General features: G+C 67.0%; 22 protein-coding genes, 1 pseudogene and 1 riboswitch. Of the genes and pseudogenes, 11 read left to right on the forward strand and 12 right to left on the reverse strand.

What is annotated here, in order from left to right; translation table 11 throughout:
* Window positions 1-2: 2 nt before the first annotated feature.
* From OJF58_RS11550 to OJF58_RS11560, 3 genes are all read left to right on the forward strand, one after another.
* Window positions 3-1,175, forward strand: coding sequence for an acyl-CoA dehydrogenase family protein (locus OJF58_RS11550; RefSeq protein WP_300784420.1), 1,173 nt, complete (start codon window positions 3-5; stop codon window positions 1,173-1,175).
* On the forward strand, window positions 1,172-2,173 hold the full coding sequence (locus tag OJF58_RS11555) for a proline racemase family protein (RefSeq protein WP_300784422.1): 1,002 nt from the start codon (window positions 1,172-1,174) through the stop codon (window positions 2,171-2,173). Before OJF58_RS11550 ends, OJF58_RS11555 begins: the two co-directional genes overlap by 4 nt.
* 102 nt (window positions 2,174-2,275) lie before the next feature.
* Complete coding sequence (locus tag OJF58_RS11560) at window positions 2,276-2,698, forward strand: leucine-rich repeat domain-containing protein (RefSeq protein WP_300784423.1); 423 nt, start codon at window positions 2,276-2,278, stop codon at window positions 2,696-2,698.
* A 23-nt stretch (window positions 2,699-2,721) separates the two neighbouring features.
* Here the strand turns inward: OJF58_RS11560 and OJF58_RS11565 are convergent.
* Window positions 2,722-3,563 (reverse strand): annotated as a pseudogene (locus tag OJF58_RS11565) (IS5 family transposase).
* An 81-nt stretch (window positions 3,564-3,644) separates the two neighbouring features.
* Window positions 3,645-4,799: an aminotransferase class I/II-fold pyridoxal phosphate-dependent enzyme gene (locus tag OJF58_RS11575; protein ID WP_300784424.1), complete on the reverse strand. Its 1,155-nt coding sequence runs from the start codon at window positions 4,797-4,799 to the stop codon at window positions 3,645-3,647.
* 185 nt (window positions 4,800-4,984) lie between these two features.
* On the opposite strand from OJF58_RS11575, the gene OJF58_RS11580 reads away from it, so the two are divergent.
* Complete coding sequence (locus tag OJF58_RS11580; RefSeq protein ID WP_300784426.1) at window positions 4,985-5,611, forward strand: TetR/AcrR family transcriptional regulator; 627 nt, start codon at window positions 4,985-4,987, stop codon at window positions 5,609-5,611.
* Here the strand turns inward: OJF58_RS11580 and OJF58_RS11585 are convergent.
* The 4 genes from OJF58_RS11585 to OJF58_RS11600 are packed head-to-tail and all read right to left on the reverse strand — an operon-like array spanning window position 5,608 to window position 8,992.
* Window positions 5,608-6,147 (reverse strand): gamma-glutamylcyclotransferase, encoded by a 540-nt coding sequence (locus tag OJF58_RS11585; RefSeq protein ID WP_300784428.1) that lies wholly within the window; start codon window positions 6,145-6,147, stop codon window positions 5,608-5,610. The two genes, OJF58_RS11580 and OJF58_RS11585, sit on opposite strands and share 4 nt — an antisense overlap.
* Window positions 6,144-7,028 (reverse strand): prephenate/arogenate dehydrogenase family protein, encoded by an 885-nt coding sequence (locus OJF58_RS11590; protein ID WP_300784429.1) that lies wholly within the window; start codon window positions 7,026-7,028, stop codon window positions 6,144-6,146. The genes OJF58_RS11585 and OJF58_RS11590 overlap by 4 nt, the downstream gene beginning before the upstream one ends.
* The gene (gene hisC, locus OJF58_RS11595; protein ID WP_300784431.1) at window positions 7,025-8,116 is read right to left on the reverse strand and encodes a histidinol-phosphate transaminase; all 1,092 of its coding nucleotides are present in this window, start codon (window positions 8,114-8,116) and stop codon (window positions 7,025-7,027) included. The genes OJF58_RS11590 and hisC overlap by 4 nt, the downstream gene beginning before the upstream one ends.
* A gap of 24 nt (window positions 8,117-8,140) precedes the next feature.
* Entirely contained in the window at window positions 8,141-8,992 is an 852-nt protein-coding gene (locus tag OJF58_RS11600; protein ID WP_300784433.1) for a chorismate mutase, read from the reverse strand.
* Between the two features lie 103 nt (window positions 8,993-9,095).
* Window positions 9,096-9,171, forward strand: a riboswitch (SAM riboswitch).
* 113 nt (window positions 9,172-9,284) lie between these two features.
* Between OJF58_RS11600 and OJF58_RS11605 the strand changes: the two genes are divergently transcribed.
* On the forward strand, window positions 9,285-10,418 hold the full coding sequence (locus tag OJF58_RS11605; protein ID WP_300785252.1) for a homoserine O-acetyltransferase: 1,134 nt from the start codon (window positions 9,285-9,287) through the stop codon (window positions 10,416-10,418).
* Window positions 10,415-11,023 carry a methionine biosynthesis protein MetW gene (gene metW, locus OJF58_RS11610; RefSeq protein ID WP_300784435.1) on the forward strand — a complete coding sequence of 203 codons (609 nt, stop codon included), beginning with the start codon at window positions 10,415-10,417 and terminating at the stop codon, window positions 11,021-11,023. Before OJF58_RS11605 ends, metW begins: the two co-directional genes overlap by 4 nt.
* A gap of 9 nt (window positions 11,024-11,032) precedes the next feature.
* Here the strand turns inward: metW and OJF58_RS11615 are convergent, their stop codons facing one another.
* The 4 genes from OJF58_RS11615 to OJF58_RS11630 form a co-directional block, all read right to left on the reverse strand.
* Window positions 11,033-11,683, reverse strand: a complete 651-nt coding sequence (locus tag OJF58_RS11615; RefSeq protein ID WP_300784436.1) for a LysE family translocator — start codon at window positions 11,681-11,683, stop codon at window positions 11,033-11,035.
* Between the two features lie 117 nt (window positions 11,684-11,800).
* Window positions 11,801-12,304, reverse strand: a complete 504-nt coding sequence (locus OJF58_RS11620; RefSeq protein WP_300784438.1) for a YbaK/EbsC family protein — start codon at window positions 12,302-12,304, stop codon at window positions 11,801-11,803.
* The gene (locus OJF58_RS11625; protein WP_300784439.1) at window positions 12,294-13,226 is read right to left on the reverse strand and encodes a DUF1932 domain-containing protein; all 933 of its coding nucleotides are present in this window, start codon (window positions 13,224-13,226) and stop codon (window positions 12,294-12,296) included. Before OJF58_RS11625 ends, OJF58_RS11620 begins: the two co-directional genes overlap by 11 nt.
* A complete protein-coding gene (locus OJF58_RS11630) occupies window positions 13,226-14,005 on the reverse strand; it encodes a methyltransferase domain-containing protein (protein ID WP_300784440.1) in 780 nt (259 codons plus the stop codon). Before OJF58_RS11630 ends, OJF58_RS11625 begins: the two co-directional genes overlap by 1 nt.
* Before the next feature lie 35 nt (window positions 14,006-14,040).
* On the opposite strand from OJF58_RS11630, the gene gloB reads away from it, so the two are divergent.
* The gene (gene gloB, locus OJF58_RS11635) at window positions 14,041-14,904 is read left to right on the forward strand and encodes a hydroxyacylglutathione hydrolase (RefSeq protein ID WP_300784441.1); all 864 of its coding nucleotides are present in this window, start codon (window positions 14,041-14,043) and stop codon (window positions 14,902-14,904) included.
* Window positions 14,905-15,048: 144 nt separating this feature from the next.
* Complete coding sequence (locus OJF58_RS11640; RefSeq protein ID WP_300784443.1) at window positions 15,049-15,846, forward strand: hypothetical protein; 798 nt, start codon at window positions 15,049-15,051, stop codon at window positions 15,844-15,846.
* A gap of 5 nt (window positions 15,847-15,851) precedes the next feature.
* Here the strand turns inward: OJF58_RS11640 and OJF58_RS11645 are convergent, their stop codons facing one another.
* Complete coding sequence (locus OJF58_RS11645) at window positions 15,852-16,994, reverse strand: MFS transporter (RefSeq protein ID WP_300784444.1); 1,143 nt, start codon at window positions 16,992-16,994, stop codon at window positions 15,852-15,854.
* Window positions 16,995-17,069: 75 nt separating this feature from the next.
* Here OJF58_RS11645 and OJF58_RS11650 point away from each other — a divergent pair, with 75 nt between their 5' ends.
* Entirely contained in the window at window positions 17,070-17,957 is an 888-nt protein-coding gene (locus OJF58_RS11650; RefSeq protein ID WP_300784445.1) for a LysR substrate-binding domain-containing protein, read from the forward strand.
* A gap of 7 nt (window positions 17,958-17,964) precedes the next feature.
* On the opposite strand, the gene OJF58_RS11655 is transcribed toward OJF58_RS11650, so the two are convergent.
* Complete coding sequence (locus OJF58_RS11655; RefSeq protein WP_300784446.1) at window positions 17,965-18,921, reverse strand: alpha/beta hydrolase; 957 nt, start codon at window positions 18,919-18,921, stop codon at window positions 17,965-17,967.
* 146 nt (window positions 18,922-19,067) lie between these two features.
* Between OJF58_RS11655 and OJF58_RS11660 the strand changes: the two genes are divergently transcribed.
* Window positions 19,068-20,099, forward strand: a complete 1,032-nt coding sequence (locus OJF58_RS11660) for a DUF2333 family protein (RefSeq protein WP_300784447.1) — start codon at window positions 19,068-19,070, stop codon at window positions 20,097-20,099.
* Window positions 20,100-20,411: 312 nt separating this feature from the next.
* The gene (locus tag OJF58_RS11665; RefSeq protein WP_300784448.1) at window positions 20,412-20,963 is read left to right on the forward strand and encodes a NifU family protein; all 552 of its coding nucleotides are present in this window, start codon (window positions 20,412-20,414) and stop codon (window positions 20,961-20,963) included.
* Window positions 20,964-20,968 lie beyond the last annotated feature (5 nt).

Consider the following 20,968-nt stretch of genomic DNA (forward strand, 5'->3'; position numbering starts at 1 on the left):
TCGTGTATCTCACCGTCATGCTGGACGAAATTCTGACTGCGGAGGAGCGCGCGGTCGTGGCCCGGGCCCGGGTCTTCGCCGAGGAGCACGTCGCGCCCCAGGCCGCGCAGTGGGAGTGGGACCGGCGCTATCCCCTGGAGACAATCAAGGCCGCCTGCGCGACCGGCCTCAACACCATCGAGCTCGGCAGGGCGCTTGGCGGCCAAGGGCTTTCCTTCTCCTGCAAGCTGCGCGCCTACGAGGAGATCGCCAAGGCCGACTTCGCCTTCGCCTTCGCGCTGATCAATCACCACAATGCCTGCGCGCGGTTCGCGCGCGACGGCCAGCCCGGGCAGGTCGAGCGGCTCCTGCCGCGCATGATCGCGGGTGATCTGATCGGCTGTGCGGGTTTGAGCGAACCTGGCGTGGGCAGCGATTTCGCGGCGCTGGAAACCAAAGCCGAGCGTGTCGAAGGCGGCTGGAAACTGAACGGCGCCAAGGCCTGGATCACCAATGCCGCCGTCGCCGGCCTCTCGGTCGTCTATGCCCAGACCGACAAGGCGCAGGGCTGGCGCGGCATTGCCTGCTTCGCGGTCGAGGCCGAGCGGCCGGGCTTCCATCGCGAGCCGCCGTTCGCCCTGCATGGCGGTCACGCCATCGGTGTCGGCGGCTTTCGCTTGGTCGACTACGTCGCGCCGGACGAGGCGGTGCTGCAGCCGCCGGGACAGGCCTTCAAGTCGGCGTTGGCCGGCATCAACGGCGCCCGTGCCTATGTGGCCGCGATGTGCTGCGGCATGCTGCAGGCGAGCCTCGAGACGGCGGTGCGCTACACGCAGCAACGCCGGACCTTCGGTCAGCCGGTGCTGGCGCATCAGGGCGTGCGCTGGAAGCTGGTCGATGCAGCGGCCGACCTCGAGGCCGCGAGACTGCTCGCCTATCGCGCGGCGCGCCTGATCGACGAGGGCGGCGACGCGGTTCTGCCGGCGGCCTACGCCAAGAAGTTCGCGACCGAGAGGACGCTCGCCCGCATCGCCGACTGTATCCAGGCGATGGGCGCCAACGGCCTGCGCGCCGACCATCCCCTGGCACGCCATCTCGCCTGCGCCAAGATCGCGGCCTACACCGACGGTTCGATCGAGATGATGAACGAGCGGATCGGCGTCGCCCTGCCGCAGGTCTTCGGAACAGCCAAGTGATCGTCGGCACCGTCGAGATGCATACCGGCGGCGAGCCGACCCGCATCGTCGTCGAGGGCTGGCCGCCCTTCGAAGCCCGCACACTGCTCGGCAAGAGGCGGGAGGCGAAGGAGAGGTTCGACCATCTGCGGCGCGGCCTGATGCTCGAGCCGCGCGGCCATGACGGCATGTACGGCGCGCTCCTGGTCGAGCCCGATCATCCGGAGGCCGACCTCGCGGTGCTGTTCATGCACAACGAGGGCTACAGCACCATGTGTGGCCACGCGACGATCGCGCTCGCGCGCTGGGCGGTCGAGAGCGGTCGCGTGAAGCGGCAGGCGGGCGAGACGGTCGTGCGCCTGCAATGCCCCTGCGGCCTCGTGGTCGCGCATGTGGCGGACGATGGCTTTGTGCGCTTCGAGAGCGTGCCGTCCTTCGTCCATGCCCTCGACCGAACGGTGCCCACCAGGACCTGGGGGCCGCTCGCGGTCGATATCGCCTACGGGGGCGCGTTCTATGTGTTCCTGGCCGCCGATTCGATCGGTCTCGATTTGCACCATTCGCCGATGCAGGCGATCGCCGACGCCGGCGAGGAGATCACGCGTGCGGCTGCCAAGGCGATACCGATCGACCATCCCGAAGCGCCCGATCTCGCCTTTCTCTACGGCACCATCCTGACCGACGGCCGAGACGGTGCGAACGACGTGCCCAGTCGCAATGTCTGCGTCTTCGCCGGCCGGCAGGTCGATCGCAGTCCCACCGGCAGCGGCGTGAGCGCGCGGATGGCGCTGCAGATGGCACGACGCCAGGCACAGCCAGGAGAGCGACGGCTGTTCGAAAGCTGCACCGGTGCTGTCTTCAGCGGTTGCGCGTTGCGTTCAGCGCCTCCAATAGGCCTGCGCAGGGCCGTGGTGGTCGAAGTGGGTGGGCGCGGCCATTTCACCGGCGAAAGCCGCTTCCGCTTCGATGCCGACGATCCGCTGCGCGAGGGATTTTCCCTGACGCAGATTCCGCCATGACCAGTTTCTCCGGACTCCATCTTTCGCTGTGGAAGCAGAGACTGGGCGTGGTTCCCGATCAGGTGTGGCAGCAAACCGACCTACGGACGCGACTTCCTGTACTTGCACGACAACGAGCTCGCGGTGCTGCCGCCGTCGTTCAAGGCCCTCACGCGCCTGCGTTATCTCAACATCAGCGAGAACGAGTTCGATGTTCTGCCCGATCCGGTAACAGCGATGGTCGGCCTGATCGAGCTGAGGATCACCGACAACCGCCTGACCGAGCTGCCGGCGTCCATCTCGCGCCTGGTCCGGCTGCGCGAGCTACATCTGCGCAACAACCGACTCACCACCTTGCCGGACGCCGTCGTTGCCTTACGTGAATTGCGCCAGATCGATCTCAGGGGAAATCCTGTCAGGCGCCTCCCTGAAGGGCTCGTTACCCTGCCGCGGCTCGAAAAGCTCGACCTTCGCTGGGTCACGACCCTGGAGCCGCCGGAATGGTTCGCCGAACTCGAAGCCCGGGGTTGCGCAATCTACCTCTAAGAGCCGATCCGAGAAGTTGTGATTCAGGAACAATGTATTGGCCTGGTCAAGCGCCTGAGCATGAGTCGGATCATGGCAAGGCGAATGAAGGCGACGACGGTGCAGGCGTAGCGTTCGAAGTCACGAGCGAGCCTGCGGTTGCGAGAGATCCAGGCGAAGGTTCGCTCGACGATCCATCGCTTGGGCAGAACGCTGAAGTTGTGCGCCTCGGTGCGCTTGACGATTTCGATCTGCCAGGAGCCGATATCGGCAACGACTTGGGCGACGCGTGGCCCTTGATAACCGGCATCAGCGAAGAGTTTGAGGATCGAGGGAAAGCGGCGTCTTGCGTTGCGCAGCAGCCGGCGGACGCCGTCGCGATCCTGCACATTGGCGCGATGGACGACGACGTTCAGCAACAGGCCGAGCGTATCGACGACGATATGTCGCTTGCGACCGGTCACCTTCTTGCCCGCGTCGTAGCCTTGCGGATCGATCGAGGCCCCCCTTTTTGCGCCGCTTTGGCGCTCTGACTGTCGAGGATTGCTACTGTCGGCTCGGGCTTGCGTCCCGCCGCCTCGCGCACCTGGACATACAGGGCCTGATGCAGGCGCAGCAGAGTCCGATCCGAGCGCCAGAGCGCAAAATAGTCGTACACCGTGCTCTTGGGCGGCAGGTCTTTGGGCAAGGCGTCCCACTGGCAACCGGTCGACAGCAGATAGAACACGGCGTTCAGCACTTCCCGCATATTGACGTCGCGCGGCCGCCCGCCACGGCGGGCGGGGGGAATCAGCGGCGCCACCAGTGCCCATTCCGCATCCGTCAAATCGCTGGGGTAGCGCAGCGCCTTGCGCTCATGAGCCCGACGATGCTCTGTCGTCCACATCTGGCACCTGTCTCAAACCACAGAGTGCCGAACAATGAATCACAACAGATTCTTCCGACTCAAGTTCTTTCCGGATAGGCTCTAAGCGTTGTGCGCGCGGCGCAGGGCCTGGTCGAGATCGGCATAGAGATCGTCGCTGTCTTCGACGCCGACGGAGAGGCGCAGGAGGTCGGGCGGGCAGGGGGTGCCCGGCCCCTCGATGCTGGCGCGGTGCTCGATCAGGCTTTCGACGCCCCCCAACGATGTCGCCCGTTTCCAGAGCTCGACACGCGCCGCGGTGGCGATGGCGGCTCGCTCGCCGCCCTTCGTCCTGACCGACAGCATGCCGCCGAAGCCGCCTTTCATCTGCCGCGCGGCGATATCGTGGCCGGCAAACGAGGACAGGCCCGGATAGAGGACCTCGGCGACCATCGGATGGGCGGCGAAACGCTCGGCGAGGGACTGTGCCGAGCGGCAGGCCCACTGCACGCGCGGGAACAGCGTGCGCATGCCGCGCATGAGCAGCCATGCCTCGGTCTGGCCCAGGATCGTGCCGAGCTGGCTGCGAATGCCTCGCAGCTTTGCCCAGTGCGCGTCGTCGCGGGCGCCGATCAGGGCGCCGGCGATGATGTCGGAATGGCCGTTCAGGTACTTGGTGGCCGAGTGCATGACGATGTCGGCGCCAAGCTCGATCGGCCGGGTCAGCACCGGCGTCGCGACTGTCGAATCGACCGCCAGCGACGCGCCTGCCGCATGAGCGATCCTGGCCACGGCGGCGATGTCGCTGACGGTCCAAGTCGGATTGGCCGGCGTCTCGAGCCATACGAGTCTCGTGGCACCCGGCTTGACCGCGGATGCGATCGCGTCGGTTCTGGCCGCATCGACGAAGTCCACCTTGAGACCCCAGTGGGTGGCGAAGGTCGCGAGCCAGTTGCGCAAGGCCCAATACATGACCTTGGGCACGACGACATGGTCGCCTGGCGCGAGCGCCAGGAAACAGGCGCTGGCGGCGCTCATACCCGACGAGAAGACCAGCGCCTTGGTGCCCCCTTCGAGCGCCGCCAGGGTCGCCTCGACCTGGTCGAAGGTCGGGTTGTCGGCCCGCGCATAGATGCGGCCCGAACTGTAGCCGTTGTCCTCGTCGCGCTGGTAGGTGCTTGCCATGTGGATCGGCGGCACGACGGCCCGGGTGACGGGGTCGATCCAGCCCATCGCCTGCGCCGCGAGGGAAGCCCCTGAAAAGCCTTTATCTTTCATGGATCGCCCTTAACTTACAAAATGCTTACGCCGCACAAAATGATAGCGCATTCACCGCCTCGGTATTGGCGACGGACCGCAATTGTTTTATCGATTGTGAGGTCGATCGGTCGGCAATCGAGAATAGTGTCAGTCGTGCGACGTGATCGCAAATCATGAGCGACCATTCACAGGGGATGCAGAGTATGGAACTGGAAGCGTCGGTTCGGGCACCTCAGGTTCAGCACGCTGGTCGCGGTGACCGTGTCGCCCGAACACGGGAGGCCATCGTCTCGTCCACGCTGACACTCGCCATGGAAGGGGAGGTCGCGCCGATCGTGCGCGACATCGCCAAGCTGGCCGGTGTGTCCGCGCGCACGGTCTTTCAGCACTTCGCCGATACGGCCGAGCTCTATGTCGCCGTGCTCGGTCGGGCACTGGGCGGCTGGAAAGCGCAGCCGCAGGAGCCGGGGGTGCGCCAGCCGCTCGAAGAGCGCATCTCCACAGTCGTCAGCAGCCGCGCAGGGCGCTACGAGTCGCTGCGGCCGATGTGGACCTTCGTCGAGACGCTGTGCCGCCGCTCGAAGGAAGCCGCCGACAAGACGACCGAGATCTACTCGAACAATCGCGAGCAGATCGCCCAGTCGTTTGGCCAGGAGCTGACCGCGCTGCCGGGCGAGAGGCGGGAGCGCACGCTGAACGCGCTCGCGGCGGTGCTGGCGCCCGAAAGCTGGATCGTGCTGCGCGAGCGGCTCGGGCTCACCGCCGAACAGGCACGCGACGAGTGGCGCTTCATGATCAACGCGATCTTCAAGGACGGCATCGACCGCTAACGTCGTTGCGGGGGAGCGCTGCGCGCCAGTTTCTCCAGCGCCCGGTCGCGCAGGCCGAGCGCCGTCAGATGGGCGAGCGTGTTGCGGACATAGTCGAGGTTGCTGCCGGTGGCGCCGTTGCCCTGACGGATGAAGCGAAGCGCCTTGTCGGCGGCGAGCTTGCCGGCGAATTGTCGATGCTTGCGGTCGGCAAGGTAGACGAGCGCAGCAACGGTCCGGCCGTCGGCGAGACGGAGCGGCCGGACGCTCTCCTCGTAGACGCCGTCGTTGTCGATCTCGCGGACTATGAGATAGCGCCGTACGGCATCGTAGTCCTTCGTCGGCAGGCGGTGGGCGACGCCGCGACAGCTTCCGCCCGGCAGCAGCCCGAGGATGAGACCGGGCTTCTGCGGCGTGCCGCGATAGTGCTCGGAGTAGATGCAGAGGGCGCGGTGCCAGCCGTGCAGGCGCGCCGCGATCGTCTCGGGCGCGGCGAAGCCCGGATTCCACATCAGCGAGCCGTAGCCGAACACCCAGCGGGGACGCGCCGCGCTCACGCCTGGTTGAGGTGGATCAGCGCACGGCGGATCTCGCGGGTGCGCGTGAACAGCTCGAACAGCTTGTCGCCCTCGCCCCAGCGGATGGCGCGCTGCAGGTAGAACAGATCCTCCTGGAAACGCGACAGCACCTCGAGCACCGCCTCGCGGTTGTTGAGGAAGATGTCGCGCCACATGGTGGGATCGGAGGCGGCAATGCGCGTGAAGTCGCGAAAGCCGCCGGCGGCGAAGCGCAGGACCTCGGCGTTGAGATGGCCGCCAAGATCGTCCGCCGTGCCCACGATCGTGTAGGCGATGAGGTGCGGCAGGTGCGAGGTGATGGCGAGGATACGGTCGTGATCGGCAGGATCCAGCCGGTCGACCTGGCTGCCGAGGCCCTTCCAGAACGCCTCGGTGCGGTCGACCGCCCTGGCATCGCTGTCGGGCAGCGGCGTCAGGATGGTCCACCGGCCATCGAACAGCTCGGCGAAGGCCGCCTCGGGACCGGAATTTTCCGTCCCGGCGACGGGATGGCTCGGCACGAAGTGCACGCCGGCGGGAAGATGGGGCTTCATGGCCTCGATCACCGACTGCTTCACCGAGCCCACGTCGGAGACGATGCAGCCTTGCTTGAGCGCCGGTGCGATCGCCTTGGCCACGGCGCCGCAGGCGCCCACCGGGGTGCAGACGATCACCATGTCGGCGTCCTCGCAGGCGGCGGCGAGGTCGGTGCCGCAGTGATCGACCAGCTTCAGGCGACGGGCCGCGGCCGCCGTCTCGGCGCGCCGGGTGGCTGCCACGATCTGCCCGGCGAGTCCCGCCCGACGGGCGGCGAGCGCGATCGATCCGCCGATCAGGCCGATGCCGATCAGCGCGATCTTGTCGAACATCGCCGCCTTCATTTGCTGGCGGCGACGAAGCGGGCGAGCGAGGCGGCGACGGCTTTCACCTCGGTCTCGGTGCCGATGGTGATGCGCAGATGTTCGGGCAGCCCGTAACCTCCGACCATGCGCGGGATCAGCCCGTCCTGCATCAGCCAGTCGTTGGCCGCCCCGGCGCGCTCCTTGGAGCCGAACCCGACCAGCAGGAAGTTGCCGACGCTGGGCAGGGGCTTCAGGCCGAGCTTGGCGAGCTCCGCGCCGAGCCAGGGCAGCCAGATGTCGTTGTTGGTGCGACTGGCATCGGTGTGGGCGATGTCGGCCAGTGCCGCGATCCCGGCCATCTGGGCGGCGAGGTTGACGTTGAAGGGCTGGCGCAGTCGGTTGATCGTGTCGACGATGCCCGCCGGCCCGTACATCCACCCGAGCCGCAGGCCGCCCATGCCGTAGATCTTGGAGAAGGTCCTGGTCATGACGACGTTCTCGGCCCGATCCACCAGCTCGACGCCCGACTCGTAGTCGTTGCGGCTCACATACTCGGCATAGGCGGCGTCGATCACCAGCAGCACGTTCTTGGGCAGGCCGTCATGCAGGCGGCGCACCTCGTCCTTGGTGACATAGCTTCCGGTCGGATTGTTGGGGTTGGCGAGGCACACCACGCGCGTCCTGTCCGTCACCTTGGTGAGCATCGCATCGATGTCGGTGCGATAGTCCTTCTCCGGCGCGGCCACGGGCGTCGCACCGACGCCGAGCGCATTGATGGGATACATCAGGAAGCCATACTGGCTGTAGACGAGCTCATCGCCCGGGCCGCAATAGGCGCGCACCAGGAGATTGAGCAGCTCGTCCGAGCCCGCGCCGCAGATGATGCGTGCCGGATCGAGGCCGTAGTGGCGTCCGATCGCGCCGCGCAGCTTCTCCGCCGCGCCGTCGGGATAGCGATGCAGCTCGGTCGCCGCTTTGGCGTAGGCCGCCATCGCTTTCGGACTCGGCCCCAGCGCCCCCTCGTTGGAGGACAGCTTCGCGATCGGCTCCTTGCCGTCGACCGAGTCCTTGCCCGGAACGTAGGGCGCGATCTTCATGATGCCGGGCCGCGGCGCGAGCGCGCTCATGGCAATTCTCCCGTTACGAAACGATCAGGGCCGAGCGTTTGCCGGCACCGCATAGGCGCCGATTGCGGCGATGCTGCCGCGGTCGAGCTCCAAGGCCTTCTCGACGCTGCGCAACCGTTCGTCGCCATCGGCGATCACGCCCGGCACCTCGAGCAGGTAGTGATGCATGCCGCCGGCAATCTGGTCCAGCGCCGATGTGAAGGCGGGCAGGCCTGCCTTCGCAAGGGCGCCGGCGATGCGATTGCGGCTGATGCCCGATGGTGCCTGCAGGACGAGAAGGGCACGATCGTCGCCGCTCTCCTCCGGCTCGATGCGCGCCAGCATCAGGGCAGAGATGTCGCGCGCCCGGGCATTGGGCATGACCAGGAACGGCAGGCGCGCCACGACATTGGGCAAGGTCGGCTCGCCGCTGGCGAGCAGCGGCCACCACGCGGCCGTGTCGGCCTCGATCGGCGCGGGCACGACACCGATGGTGGCGGGGCTCGCCCGCACCTCGGCCAGCACCTGGGCCGGCGATTCATAGGCCACCATCGGGATCTGGCAGCCGAAATGGTCGCGCGCGACATCCCAATAGCCCGGCTGGTCCGCCGGCCGGCAGACGGCGATCCTGAGGTTCTTGGTCTGCATCAGCGCGAAAGCGCTGATCATCTCGCGCCACATGCGATAGACGGCAGCGACCGGAAAGACGCCGTCGTGCGTTGCGAGCCGTCTACGCAGGATCTGCGCTTCACGGCCCGGCCGCATGGCGAGACCGCCGGCCGTCTTGGCGGCGGCGATCTGGCCAACCAGGGACGCCCGTTGGCGGATGAGCCCGTGCAACTCGCCATCGATCTTGTCGATTTGCTGTCGCAGGGTTTCGAGACTGGGTGCGTCCATGGAGCCAGGAAAGAAAACCGAACAGCGCGGATACTACGTCCGGCGGCCCGGCGTAAAGCCAAACAACAGCGCAAGGCTTGCACGGCAGAGGCGCGATCCGTATAAAAGCTCGCGTGGAATTTGAGCCGACCGGCTTGCGGCCACGTTAAATCCCGCTAAAAGGTCGGAGCGCTCGAAAAAGCCCCCGTCCTTCCGGTCGGGGGCTTTTCGTTGCGCCGCGGCGTGGACCGGGGCGCGGGAGTGAGACGTGAGTGTCGAGCTGGACGACCTGACCGACGCCGAGCGCAAGGCTCTGGACCGATGTCACCAGGCGGTGCTGGGCCGGCAGCGACCGCTGCGGCTCGATTGCGGCGTCGAGCTCGGTCCCTATCGCATGGCCTACCAGACCTATGGCCGGCTGAACGCCGACAAGTCGAATGCCATCCTGATCTGCCACGCGCTGACCGGTGATCAGTTCGTGGTCGAGCGCCATCCCGTGACGGGAAAGCCGGGCTGGTGGGACTCGCTGGTCGGGCCCGGCAAGGTGATCGACCCGACGCGCTACTTCATCATTTGCGCCAATGTCCTGGGCGGCTGCATGGGCAGCACGGGGCCGACGGCGCTCGAGCCGGCGACCGGCCAGCCGTGGAACCTGCGCTTTCCGGTCGTCACCGTCGGCGACATGGTGCGCGCGCAGGCTGCGCTGCTCGACCATCTCGGCATACCGGACCTGTTCTGCGTGATCGGCGGCTCGATGGGCGGCATGCAGGTGCTGGAATGGACCGCGAGCTATCCGAAGCGAGTCTTCTCCGCCGTGCCGATCGCCTGCGCCGCGCGCCATTCGGCGCAGAACATCGCCTTCCACGAGGTCGGCCGCCAGGCCATCATGGCCGATCCCGAGTGGAAGGGCGGCGACTACCGCCTGCATGGTACGATGCCGGCGCGCGGGCTCGCGGTGGCGCGCATGACCGCGCACATCACCTATCTCTCCGAGCGCGCGTTGCAGCGCAAGTTCGGCCGCTCGCTGCAGAACCGCGACGCGCTGGGCTTCGGTTTCGACGCCGACTTCCAGGTCGAGAGCTATCTGCGCCACCAGGGCTCGACCTTCGTCGATCGCTTCGACGCCAATTCCTACCTCTACATCACGCGCGCCATGGACTATTTCGACCTGGCGGCGGCGCATGACGGCGTGCTGGCCAAGGCCTTCACCGGAACGCCCACGCGCTTCTGCCTGATGTCCTTCACCTCGGACTGGCTGTTCCCGACGCGCGAGAGCCGCGAGATCGTGCATGCGCTCAATGCTGCCGCGGCCAACGTGTCGTTCGTCGAGATCGAGAGCGACAAGGGCCACGATGCCTTTCTGCTCGACGAACCCGAAATGTTCCGCACGCTGCAGGGCTTCCTGCAGGGGGCCGCGCTGGTCCGCGGCCTCGGAGACGTGTCGTGAGTGCCGCCGCGATCCGTGTCGACCTGCAGCTCATCGCCGACATGGTCGAGCCGAAAACGCGCGCCCTCGATGTCGGCTGCGGCGACGGTTCGCTGCTCGCCTATCTGATGAGCTTCAAGCGGGTCGACGCCCGCGGCATGGAGCTGAGCCAGGCGGGCGTCAATGCCTGCGTCGCGAGCGGCCTGTCGGTGATCCAGGGCGACGCCGACGCCGATCTTCGTGACTATCCCGACGATGCCTTCGACTACGTGATCCTGAGCCAGACGCTGCAGGCTACGCGCGAGCCGCGCGAGGTGCTGCGCCAGATGCTGCGCGTGGGCAAGCGGGCGATCGTGTCGTTCCCCAACTTCGCGCACTGGCAGGTCCGGCTGCGCCTGGTGTTCGGCGGCCGGATGCCGGAGACCCTATCGCTGCCCTACAAGTGGTACGACACGCCCAACATCCATCTTTGCAGCATCGACGATTTTCGCGCGCTCTGCCGCGACATGGGCGTGCATGTCGAGCGCGCCATCGTGCTGAACAGCAAGAGCCGGCCCATCCATATGCCACCGCTGCTCGCCAACCTGTTCGGCGAGCAGGCGGTGTTCATGCTGCGGCGGGATTAGCCGCTCGGATCAGTTCTTCCGGTGGCCGGCGAGCGCCGCGGCCAGGCCGAGGCCGATGAACAGGGTGCCGCTCACGTAGCGCTCGATGCCGAGATAGCGCCGGCTGTGCTTCAGCCAGCGGCCTGCAGTGCCGGCCACGAGGGCATAGCAGCCATCGGTGACGAGGCCGAGGAGGGCAAACAGCAGGCCCAGGAAGGCGATCTGCATGGCCAGGTGGCCGCGCTCGGGATCGACGAACTGCGGAAGGAACGCGAAGAAGAACAGGGCCGTCTTGGGATTGAGCAGGTTGACGATGAAGCCGTCGCGGAAAAGTCGCGCATGGCTGTGGCGCACCAGCGTCTCGTCGCCGGCGGGAGCATCGGCATGGCCGAATATCTTCTTGAGGCCGAGCCAGACGAGATAGGCGGCGCCCGCGTACTTCACGATGCTGAAGGCGAGCGCAGACGACGCCAGCAGGGCCGACAGGCCGAGCGCCGCCGCGAGAATGTGGACCAGCGTCGCGGTGTGGATGCCCAGATCCGAGACGAAGCCCGCGAGCCGCCCCTGCTCCATCGAGCGCGCGACGATATAGAGCACGGCCGGTCCGGGGATCAGCAGCAGCACCAGCGCGGCGCCGATGAACAGGCTGATGTTGGCGGCGCTGGGAATGGCGATCTCCATGACTGGCTCCTCCTTCTCGCTTGCAACGTCCTATGTCGGCCGGCCGGACCGCTCATAGCGGGCCTCGAACGCCAGCAGCGGCTCGAAATCCGCCTCGCTCGTTGGCCGAGGCGCCACTCAGGCACGGGCTGCGATCTTCGCCACGCGCGGCTTCGCCGCCACGAGCCAATCCCCGGTTCGAAGCTCCATCGATCGGTCGAGGCGGCCGGCGTTGAAGAATACCGACTCGTTCTGGAGAAGATCCTCGTCGGCCACGATGGCAAGATCGGAATTGAGGGCGAACGGCGGCACCGCACCCATGACGCAGCCCGTCAGTGCCTGCGCCGTTTGCGGCGAGGCGAAACCGCACTTGCGGGCTCCGAACAGGGCAGCGACGGCCTCGAAGTCGAGCTTGCGGTTGCCGGACAGGACCGCCAGCACGTGGCGCCGCCCGCCGCCTCCGCCGCGCAGGTCGAGCACCATCGCCTTGGCTGCCTGGTCGGGCCGGTTGCCGCGGATGGTGCTGATCTTTTCGGATCGGCCTTCGGCTTCGTGCTCGATCACCCTGAACTTCGCCTCGGCCTCGGTCAGCAGCGCCACGAGCCGGTGGAAGACGTCCCCGCCCGGAACCTCATCGTCCACAGATCACCTTCTCCGACAGGATGGCGAGTGCCTCCTCGAGGCCCGGCACCTTGCCGTCAGCGGGTGCGACGCCGGCATCGACGGTGCGCCGGTGGCTGCGCTCGATGGTCTCGGTCATCAGCGGCTCGACGCCCGTCTCGCGCAACGTCCGGGCGACCAGGCCCATCTCCTCCCAGCGCCGCTGGGCATGCACGACATGGGTCTGCACCAGCATGGCGATGAAGTCGCGCAGGAGCATGGAGTCGGCATCGGACAGGCAGCCCAGCACCTCCTGCAGGATTCCCTGGCGCTGCGCAGCGACCAGGGCCTCGACGCCCAGCGCCTCCAGCCCCTTGATCAGCGTGCTGCGCAGCATCTTCACCGACGAGGCGCTGCCGGGCCTGGGCCCCAGCAACTCGGCGTCGAAGCCGTTGGCGTTCATCCAGTCCACCATGGCCGCAGCATCCTCGCCTGCCACCAGCATCGGCGCCCTGATGCCCTGCTTGAAGAAGCCGCCCATCACCGCGACGTCGACATAGCGGCCACCCGCGGCTTCGATGGGCGCCCGATCATCGTCCGACATGCTGCCGGTGACCGTGCAGAGGTCGAGGTAGTGCGCGCCGTTCTTGAGGAAGGGAGCGGCTGCTTTCGCCGCTTCGAGCGCGTGCTCGCCCTGCACTGCGCAGATCACGAGATCCGCTTCCCGCAAGGCGTCGGTGTAGATTCCCTCGATTGCAACATCGAGGCGTCGCGCTTCCCTGCCGAGTGCGGTGCCGCGCGCATCCTTGTCGAGTGCGGTGTCGATCGCGATCAGGCGGCGAGGCGCGTTGTCGCCGGGCTGCGATGGTCCGCGCCAGCCGCCCTCGACGGCGAGGCCACGTGCGATGGCAGAACCTGCCTCGCCGAAGCCGAGCAGGGCGATGACGCGAGGCGGGATCGGCATCAGGAGGCGGGCGCTTCGCCGTCCTTGTTGTGGGTGTTGCGGGCGGCGTGGGTGTCGCGCTGTGAAGCGATGCGGAGCTTGGGCCGCACCACGGCAAGGGCGGGCGTATGGCGCTCGGCGATGCCGGCGTAGAGCTGCTTGCCGGCCTCGATCACATTCACGCCCGCGAACCGGCCAAGCCAGCGCCGGCCGAAGCGCTCGACGGTGGGCGCCATGCGCAGCGCGAGTCGCGAATGGGTGGGCGGCATATAGAGGGCGCGCGTCTGGCGCAGCGGGGCAAACATGTTGGCGCGCAACAGGCTCGCCACCTGGCCCGCTGAGTACGGATGGCCCTGATAGAACGGCGAGCGGTCGATCTGCGACCATAGACCGGCACGTGTCGGCGCCACGGTGATCAGCCGGCCGCCATCGGCCATCACGCGCCAGATCTCACGCAGCATCGGCCGCACCTGCTCGGTGCATTCGATGGCATGGACCAAAAGCACGCGATCGACCGAACGATCAGGCAGAGGAAGATCCATCTCGTCGACCAGTGCCGTATGGTTGTTGCCCTCGCGCGGCCAGCGCGTCACGCCCTGCTGTGCCGGCATGAAAGCCATCACCCGAGCGGCCTCGTCCATGAACGGACGCAGGAAGGGCGCGGCATAGCCCAGCCCCAGCATCGTCTCGCCGCGCACGTTCGGCCAGACCTCGCGAAGCCGACTGCGCAGCAGGCGCACCGTCATCTGGCCCAGCGTGGTGCTGTAAAACTCGTTGAGATCGAGGACATCCGTCCACATATGCTTATCCTAGCAGAAACCTTGGGGCCCGAGCCATGCAGGGCAAGCGCGGCAGAGGCCGTGACGGCCGCAAGGGAGCTTTGCTAACGTTGCACCCCGACACCACCCCTTGTGAGAGTCCCGTGAGCACCACTCTGGAAATCGTCCGAATCCCTGTCCTGAGCGACAACTACATCTGGCTAATGCGCGAGCCGCAGTCCGGTTGCGTGGGCGTGGTCGATCCCGCGGTGGCGGCCCCGGTCCTGGCCGAGGCCGGGAAGCGGGACTGGAAGATCACCCATATCCTGAACACCCATCACCATGGTGACCATGTCGGCGGCAACCGCGAGATCAAGGCCGCGACCGGCTGCACGATTGTGGGCCCTCGCGCGGATCGGGCGCGTATCCCGGGCATCGACGTCGAGGTGGACGACGGCGACCGCTACCGTTTCGGCGAGGCCGAGGCGGAGATCTTCTTCGTGCCGGGCCATACCAGCGGCCACATCGCCTATGCGTTTCGTGACCAGCGGGCGCTGTTCTGCGGCGACACGCTGTTTGCTCTCGGCTGCGGGAAGATGTTCGAAGGCACGCCGCAGCAATTCTGGACGTCGCTCAGCCGCCTGCGCGCCTTGCCCGACGACATGCGGGTGTACTGCGCGCATGAATATACGCAGTCCAACGCCCGCTTCGCGCTTACGGTCGAGACCGACAATCAGCGACTCGCCGCACGTTCAGCCGGCATCGATGCCGCGCGCGCCCGCGGCGAGGCTACCGTGCCGTCTCTGTTGGGCGAGGAGAAGGAAACCAACCCTTTCCTGCGAGCCGACGTACCGTCGGTGCAGAAGGCCGTCGGTCTGTTGGGCGCCGACCCTGTCGAGGTCTTCGCCGAGGTCCGCCACCGCAAGGATGTGTTTCGGTAGCGTCGCCGGCCCTGACGCCGGTACGGGGCAGGAACGGACAGTGACAAAAGTGAGTCAATGACGTCGGGAATGACGGACGTCCGGGATCGCCAGCCGGGAACGTGTAGAAAATGATCGTTCCTTTCGGGCAGGCGATTCGAGGCGATGAGCGCGGCTGGCTACAGGTATCTGACGGTTCTTCTCGTTCTGGCACTCGTCGTGGCCGCCGTGGTGCTGTTTTCGGTGCTGGTGCCGATGCGCGGCATGATCTGCACCCGGAACGAATTCACCGGCCAGGCGACGTGCGGCTCCTATCCGATCGCCCTCGTGGTGATCTGGAACGCGATGAAGTCGATCAACGACTTCGGTGCGGCGATCGCCGCCATCGCCGCGATCTTCATCGCTGTCTTCGCTTACGCCCTGCTGCGTTCCGCCGAGGCGTTGCGCGCGGCGACCGAGAAGCTGTGGTCGGCCTCCAAGGAGCAGACGACGATCGCGAGCCGCGCGCTCGGCGAGCTCGAAAGGCCGTGGGTGTTCGTCGACATCTCACCCTGGATCCATGCCTCGGACGGGCATTACAGCGTGCCGCATGTGCGCTTCACCGTCGTCAACTACGGCCGTGCGCCGGCCATCGTGCAGTTGATGGACGCCGCCTTCAGCACCGGCCTGCGCCCGGCTGTGAAGCTGCGCGACTACGATCACCTGAGCGGCACGGCGCTGGGCGAGGGCCGCGAATGGAAGGATTGCGTCGCCACCCTCGACGACGAGCTGCGCAGCCGGCTGCGCCAGGAAGGCCCGCACATGGTGCCGGCCTTCGAGGACGAGAACCTCTTCTTCACCGTGCGCGTGGAGTACACCGACGCGCCCGGCAATCCGCACGTCAGCCGCTTCGGCTGGCGCTTCGATCCCGCCGCCGGCCGCTGGATCGGCCTGCGCGATCCCGACTGGTTCTTCGCGGACTAGAACGTCTACCGCCGCACGCATGCCAGCGCCGAGAGCGCAAGGCAGGCGGCGGAAACCGTGTAGAGCCAGAAGGGTGAGGCGACGGGCAGCAGGAGGCCGGCGACCATCGGACCGGTGCCGGCGCCGATGTCGCGCCAGACCGCGCGGGTCGCCAGCGCGTGGACGCGCCGGGGGCCCGGCGTGCGCTGTGCCACGATGGGCGGTACCAGCGGTAGCTGCAGCGCGCGCAGCACGACGATGGCGGCGGCGCAGGTCCACAGCCAGCCCGCGCCGAAGCCGACCAGCGCCAGCGCCGTCATCATCGACAAGCCGACCAGCAGGCGCTCGGCGCCCAGGCGCTCGGCCATGTGCCCGCCGGTCGGGCTCAGCACGATCTCCGAGAAATAGCGCAGCGCCATCAGGAGCGCCGCGGCGATCACGGCGCCGCCCGGCAGCAGATCCTTGCCGAGATAGGCGAGGCCGATCACGAACAGTCCGTCGAGCGTGAAGCCTTCGAGGAACGACCAGATATCGAGGCTGCCAGGAAGGGTAACGCGCCGCCTTGTCGGCGGCACCGGATGCGGCGCGCTGGGCAGCCGCCGCGTCACCGCAAGTCCGGCGACGGCGACGACGGCAAGCACGAAGAAGATCGCACGCGGTCCCCAGACCTCGGCCAGCACGGCGCCCAGCGGCAGCGCGAGCATCGGGCCGATTGCGATGATCGCCCGCGAACGGCCGGAGCGGCGTGAGGCGCCGCGGGCGTCCGCGGTCGCCATCGCCTGCGTGGAGAGGTTGAGCGCCGCGAACGAGAGACCCCACAGCAGGCGCACGGGCAGGAGCAGCCAGAAGCCCGACAGGGTCGCATAGCCCAAGGCACAGATCGCCGACGCCGCGACGGCCAGCGTATCGGTCGGCCGATCGCCGCGTCTCGCGTAGAAGCGCGCCACCCAGCTGTAGCCCGCGATCCGCACCAGCCGATTGGCGGCGAGCAGCACGCCCGCCTCCGCGACGCTAACGCCGAACTGCGGCGCGAACATCGGCAGCAGAAGGTAAAGGACGGTGTCGGAGGGCAGGGCAAGCGCCAGGGCGGCAGCCGAATGGCGGGCGTTCAGATCGGCGGAAGAGGGAGATCGGGGGGCAGGGACCGACGCAGACTCCGAGACCGACATGACCCCACCATGCGTAGCATTGCGGTCGGATGACAAACGATGTGATCTCCAGTGATGCGTGATAAAAACTCACGCATGTCTCGTGGCGCCTCCCTGCCGCCGCTCAACGCGTTGCGTGTATTCCTCGTCGCGGCGCGCCATCGCAGCTTCTCGCGTGCAGCGGTCGAGCTCAATGTCACCCATGGCGCGGTGAGCCGCCAAGTCCGCAATCTCGAGGAATTCCTGGGCGTCGCGCTGTTCGAGCGGCAGATCCGCAAGATCAGCCTGACCGCCGAGGGCCAGCAGCTTTTTGCCGAAAGCAGTCCCGCGCTGGAACAGGTCGGCAGTGCCGTCCGGGCCGTCATGGCGCGGCCGCCGGCGCGCGCAGTGCGAATCAATGCACGGCCCTCATTCGCCGTTCGCTGGCTGATCCCGCGTTTGCCGGATTTCGTGGCGCGTTATCCCCGTATCGAGCCGCAGCTCGTGACCAGCACGCTCTCGCCGGAGAAGGCGACCGAGGCGTTCGATATCGCGATCCGCCGGGGCGTCGAGGGCTGGCCACCGGCCTTCAAGGTGCAACCTTTCCTGGAGGACGAATTGATCCTGGTCATGGCGCCGTCGCTGTTGAAGGCAAAGGCTGTGAGCGATGCGCCATCGCTGGCCGCGCACGTACTGCTCGCCTGCAAGTCACGCCGGCAGGATTGGGACGATTGGAGGCAGCATCTCGGCCTGTCGCGATTGAAGCCGGCGCGGCGCCTGCAGTTCGACCACATACACCTCGTGCTGCAGGCCGCCGTGGATGGTCTCGGCGTCGCGCTGACGCCGACCTCGTTGCTCGGCGGCGACGTGGCTCAGGGACGGCTGGTCTGTCCACTGCCGCGGCTGCGCCTGCCGCTGCAGTCGATCTACTACGGCTGCGCGCCGGGCGCCGGCCGCGAGGCGCGTCTTTTCGCCGATTGGCTGGATACGCAGGCTGCCGCGTAACGCGTCGTTATTGTCGCCCGCGCAGCACCAGCGCCTCACGCAGCGCGCCGGCACAGACCGTCGCGCCGCGCCGCGCGCCGTGCAGGAGCATGGGCGACGAGAGGAAGCCATGCAGCATGCCGCCGAACTCGACCAGATCGGCTACCGTGCCCTCCTTCTGCAGGCGCCAGGCATAGGCACGGCCTTCGTCGCGCAGCGGATCGTAGCCGGCGGTGATCACCAGCGCCGGCGGCAGGCCGGCCAGCGACGGCGCGCGCAGCGGCGAGACGCGCCAGTCCGTCCGCGCCGCCTTGTCGGGGGTGTAGTGGTCGAAGAACCATTCCATCGCCGGCGCGTCGAGGCCGTAGCCTTGGTGGAAGAGTCGGTAGGAGTCGGTGCGTGCGGCGGCATCGGTCACGGGATAGGCGAGAAGCTGCATGCGGAGCGTCGGGCCGTTGTTGTCGCGCGCCCAGATGGAGACGGCCGCCGCCAGGTTGCCGCCGGCGGAATCGCCACCGATCGCCAGCCGGCTCGTGTCGATGCCGACCGACCCGCCCTGGCCGGCGACCCACTGCAGCGCCGCCACAACGTCCTCGAAGGCGCCGGGGAAGCGCGTCTCCGGCGCGAGGCGATAATCGACGGCGACGACCGCGATGCCGGCGTCCAGGGCGAGCTGGGCGCAGAGCACGTCGTGGCTGTCGAGATTGCCGAATACCCAGCCGCCGCCATGCGCATAGACGAGCGCCGGCAGGCGCGCATCGCTGGCCGAGCGCTCGGGCCGATAAAGGCGGAGGGGGATGCTTCCGCCCGGACCCTCGATCGAGCGTTCGGCGACCGTGACACCATCGGGCCGCGGTCCCTGGGCGTTCGGCCTGAGCGCCAGATACTGCTCGCGCGCCGCCGCGGGAGAAAGCGTATGCCAGGCTGGCCGGTTGGCCGCCGCCATCGCATCGAGCAGGCCTTGGGATTCAGGATCGAGCGCCATTTCCTTTCGCCTCCGTCCATTGCCGTCGTGGGACAAGGCCACTGTAGAGAGTCTCCGCCGCGCGGGAAATCGCGCCGGCTCGACTTGCAGAAGAGGGTCACGGCAGACGGGACTGTTCCGTCATCGGGCGGATGCTAAGCTGCCTCATGACCTTCGAACCGGACCAGGGGACGGCGCCTGCGCCGAGCTCGCGCTGGCGGCGGATGTGGGACGGGGTGCGGACATTCCGTGTCCGCCGGCCCTGGGCCGCTGCCGCGCCGTCGCGCCGGCGATCGGCGTGGAAATGGGCCGCCTGGATCGTCGTGGTCCTGCTGGTGATCTATTTCCCGATCGGCGCCCTGTTCGTGCAGAACATCGACGACGATCCGCAGTTCGGGCCGCAGAACGTGACGTCGGGGGAGAGCCGCGCCGTGGCCTTGGCGGCCGACCTCGTGACCCGCGAGGTCGACGTCCACACCTGGGCGCCGATGCAGCCGTTCTTCCTGCCGGCCGGAATCCTCGACAACATGCCGAACTTCCAGCGTGGCATCATGGCGGCGCTGGGCCGCTTCACGACCGAGATGATGGACCAGGTCGGCCGTACCCGCGGTTCCAGCCAGGTCGACCGCGACCTCGAGCAGGCGCGCGGTTTCCTGAACGAGCAGCCGAACGTCTGGATCTGGCAGCCCAGCGTCTCGCTGATGCCGTCGGCCACCTCGGCGCAGAAGTACCGCGCCGGCCGGGACAAGCTGATCGCCTACAACAAGCGGCTGGCGGCAGGACAGGCGGTGTTCGAGCGCCGGTCGGACAATCTCCAGGCGCTGGTCGACCGTATCGCCAACGATATCGGCTCGGACTCCGCCATTGCCGACCGGCACATCATCGAGCAGGCCGGCAACCTCTTCGATTTCCAGTGCGACGACATCTTCTACTTCAACAAGGGCCGGCTCTATGCCGACTACCTCCTGTTGCGCGAGCTCGGGTCGGACTTCCAGAACGTGATCCGCGACCGCGACCTCACCAATCCCTGGAATCAGATGGTCGACACCTTCCGGGTCGCGGCCGAGCTCGATCCCTGGATCGTCTGGAACGGCTATCCCGACGGCTTGCTGATTCCCAACCATCTGGCCGCCCAAGGCTTCTATCTTCTGCGCGCCCGCACGCAGCTCCGGGAGATCAGCGCCATCCTTCAGAAATGAAGATCGTCATGTTTATGCGTGCAAGATGCGGAAATTTATGCGACTCTTTTTCAGCAAGTCTTGGGGAACTTCCGTTTGCAATGCGCACTGCAGATTCGGCGACCCTTTGAATATAAAATATAACCCGCTGTATTATAATATTAATAATAGAATTTGACGTAATGTTTATACATAGTCACTCAAGAATGAACTTGATCCTGCCATTTTGCGTTCTTACGTCCGACGCACGAAGCGGGATGGCAACGTCCCATCCCTAACCCCGAACGACGCCAAGCGGACCTGCCGCCCCACGCGTTCGACAAGGAGGTAGGTTTGTTTATCCAGACCGAGCAGACGCCAAATCCATCGACCTTGAAGTTCCTTCCCGGCCGGGTGGTCATGGAGAAGGGCACGGTGGATTTCGCCGATGTCGATGCGGCCCAGTCGTCCCCGTTGGCCAAAAGGCTGTTCGCGGTCGAAGGCGTGGAGCGCGTCTTCCTGGGCGCCGACTTCGTGACCGTGACCAAGGCCGCCGCCGGGGACTGGCAGATGTTGAAGCCGGCAATCCTGGGCGGGATCATGGAGCATTACACGTCCGGCGAGCCCGTGATCGCGGGCGAGGCCGCTGCCATCGAAGGCGCGGCCGACGATGACGACGAGGTCGTTGCCCAGATCAAGGAACTTCTCGAAACGCGCGTGCGTCCGGCTGTGGCCCAGGACGGTGGCGACATCATCTTCCAGGATTTCCGGGATGGCGTGGTCTACCTGCACATGCAGGGATCCTGTTCGGGCTGCCCCAGCTCGACGGCCACGCTCAAGATGGGCATCGAGAACCTTCTGAAGCACTACGTGCCGGAAGTCGTCGAGGTTCAGGCGGCCCTGTAGGCCGG

This window comes from Enhydrobacter sp. (assembly GCF_030246845.1).
Lineage (GTDB): Bacteria > Pseudomonadota > Alphaproteobacteria > Reyranellales > Reyranellaceae > Reyranella.

Excerpts from the sequence above, each read along its gene's own strand:
- hisC (WP_300784431.1), bottom strand. The coding sequence starts at position 8,116 with ATGAGCGCGCTCGCGCCGCGGCCCGGCATCATGAAGATCGCGCCCTAC.
- OJF58_RS11640 (WP_300784443.1), top strand. The coding sequence starts at position 15,049 with ATGAGCGCGGCTGGCTACAGGTATCTGACGGTTCTTCTCGTTCTGGCA.
- gloB (WP_300784441.1), top strand. The coding sequence starts at position 14,041 with ATGCAGGGCAAGCGCGGCAGAGGCCGTGACGGCCGCAAGGGAGCTTTG.
- OJF58_RS11600 (WP_300784433.1), bottom strand. The coding sequence starts at position 8,992 with ATGGACGCACCCAGTCTCGAAACCCTGCGACAGCAAATCGACAAGATC.
- OJF58_RS11645 (WP_300784444.1), bottom strand. The coding sequence starts at position 16,994 with ATGTCGGTCTCGGAGTCTGCGTCGGTCCCTGCCCCCCGATCTCCCTCT.
- OJF58_RS11650 (WP_300784445.1), top strand. The coding sequence starts at position 17,070 with ATGTCTCGTGGCGCCTCCCTGCCGCCGCTCAACGCGTTGCGTGTATTC.
- OJF58_RS11590 (WP_300784429.1), bottom strand. The coding sequence starts at position 7,028 with ATGAAGGCGGCGATGTTCGACAAGATCGCGCTGATCGGCATCGGCCTG.
- OJF58_RS11630 (WP_300784440.1), bottom strand. The coding sequence starts at position 14,005 with ATGTGGACGGATGTCCTCGATCTCAACGAGTTTTACAGCACCACGCTG.
- OJF58_RS11660 (WP_300784447.1), top strand. The coding sequence starts at position 19,068 with ATGACCTTCGAACCGGACCAGGGGACGGCGCCTGCGCCGAGCTCGCGC.
- OJF58_RS11615 (WP_300784436.1), bottom strand. The coding sequence starts at position 11,683 with ATGGAGATCGCCATTCCCAGCGCCGCCAACATCAGCCTGTTCATCGGC.
- OJF58_RS11655 (WP_300784446.1), bottom strand. The coding sequence starts at position 18,921 with ATGGCGCTCGATCCTGAATCCCAAGGCCTGCTCGATGCGATGGCGGCG.
- OJF58_RS11625 (WP_300784439.1), bottom strand. The coding sequence starts at position 13,226 with ATGCCGATCCCGCCTCGCGTCATCGCCCTGCTCGGCTTCGGCGAGGCA.
- OJF58_RS11580 (WP_300784426.1), top strand. The coding sequence starts at position 4,985 with ATGGAACTGGAAGCGTCGGTTCGGGCACCTCAGGTTCAGCACGCTGGT.
- OJF58_RS11575 (WP_300784424.1), bottom strand. The coding sequence starts at position 4,799 with ATGAAAGATAAAGGCTTTTCAGGGGCTTCCCTCGCGGCGCAGGCGATG.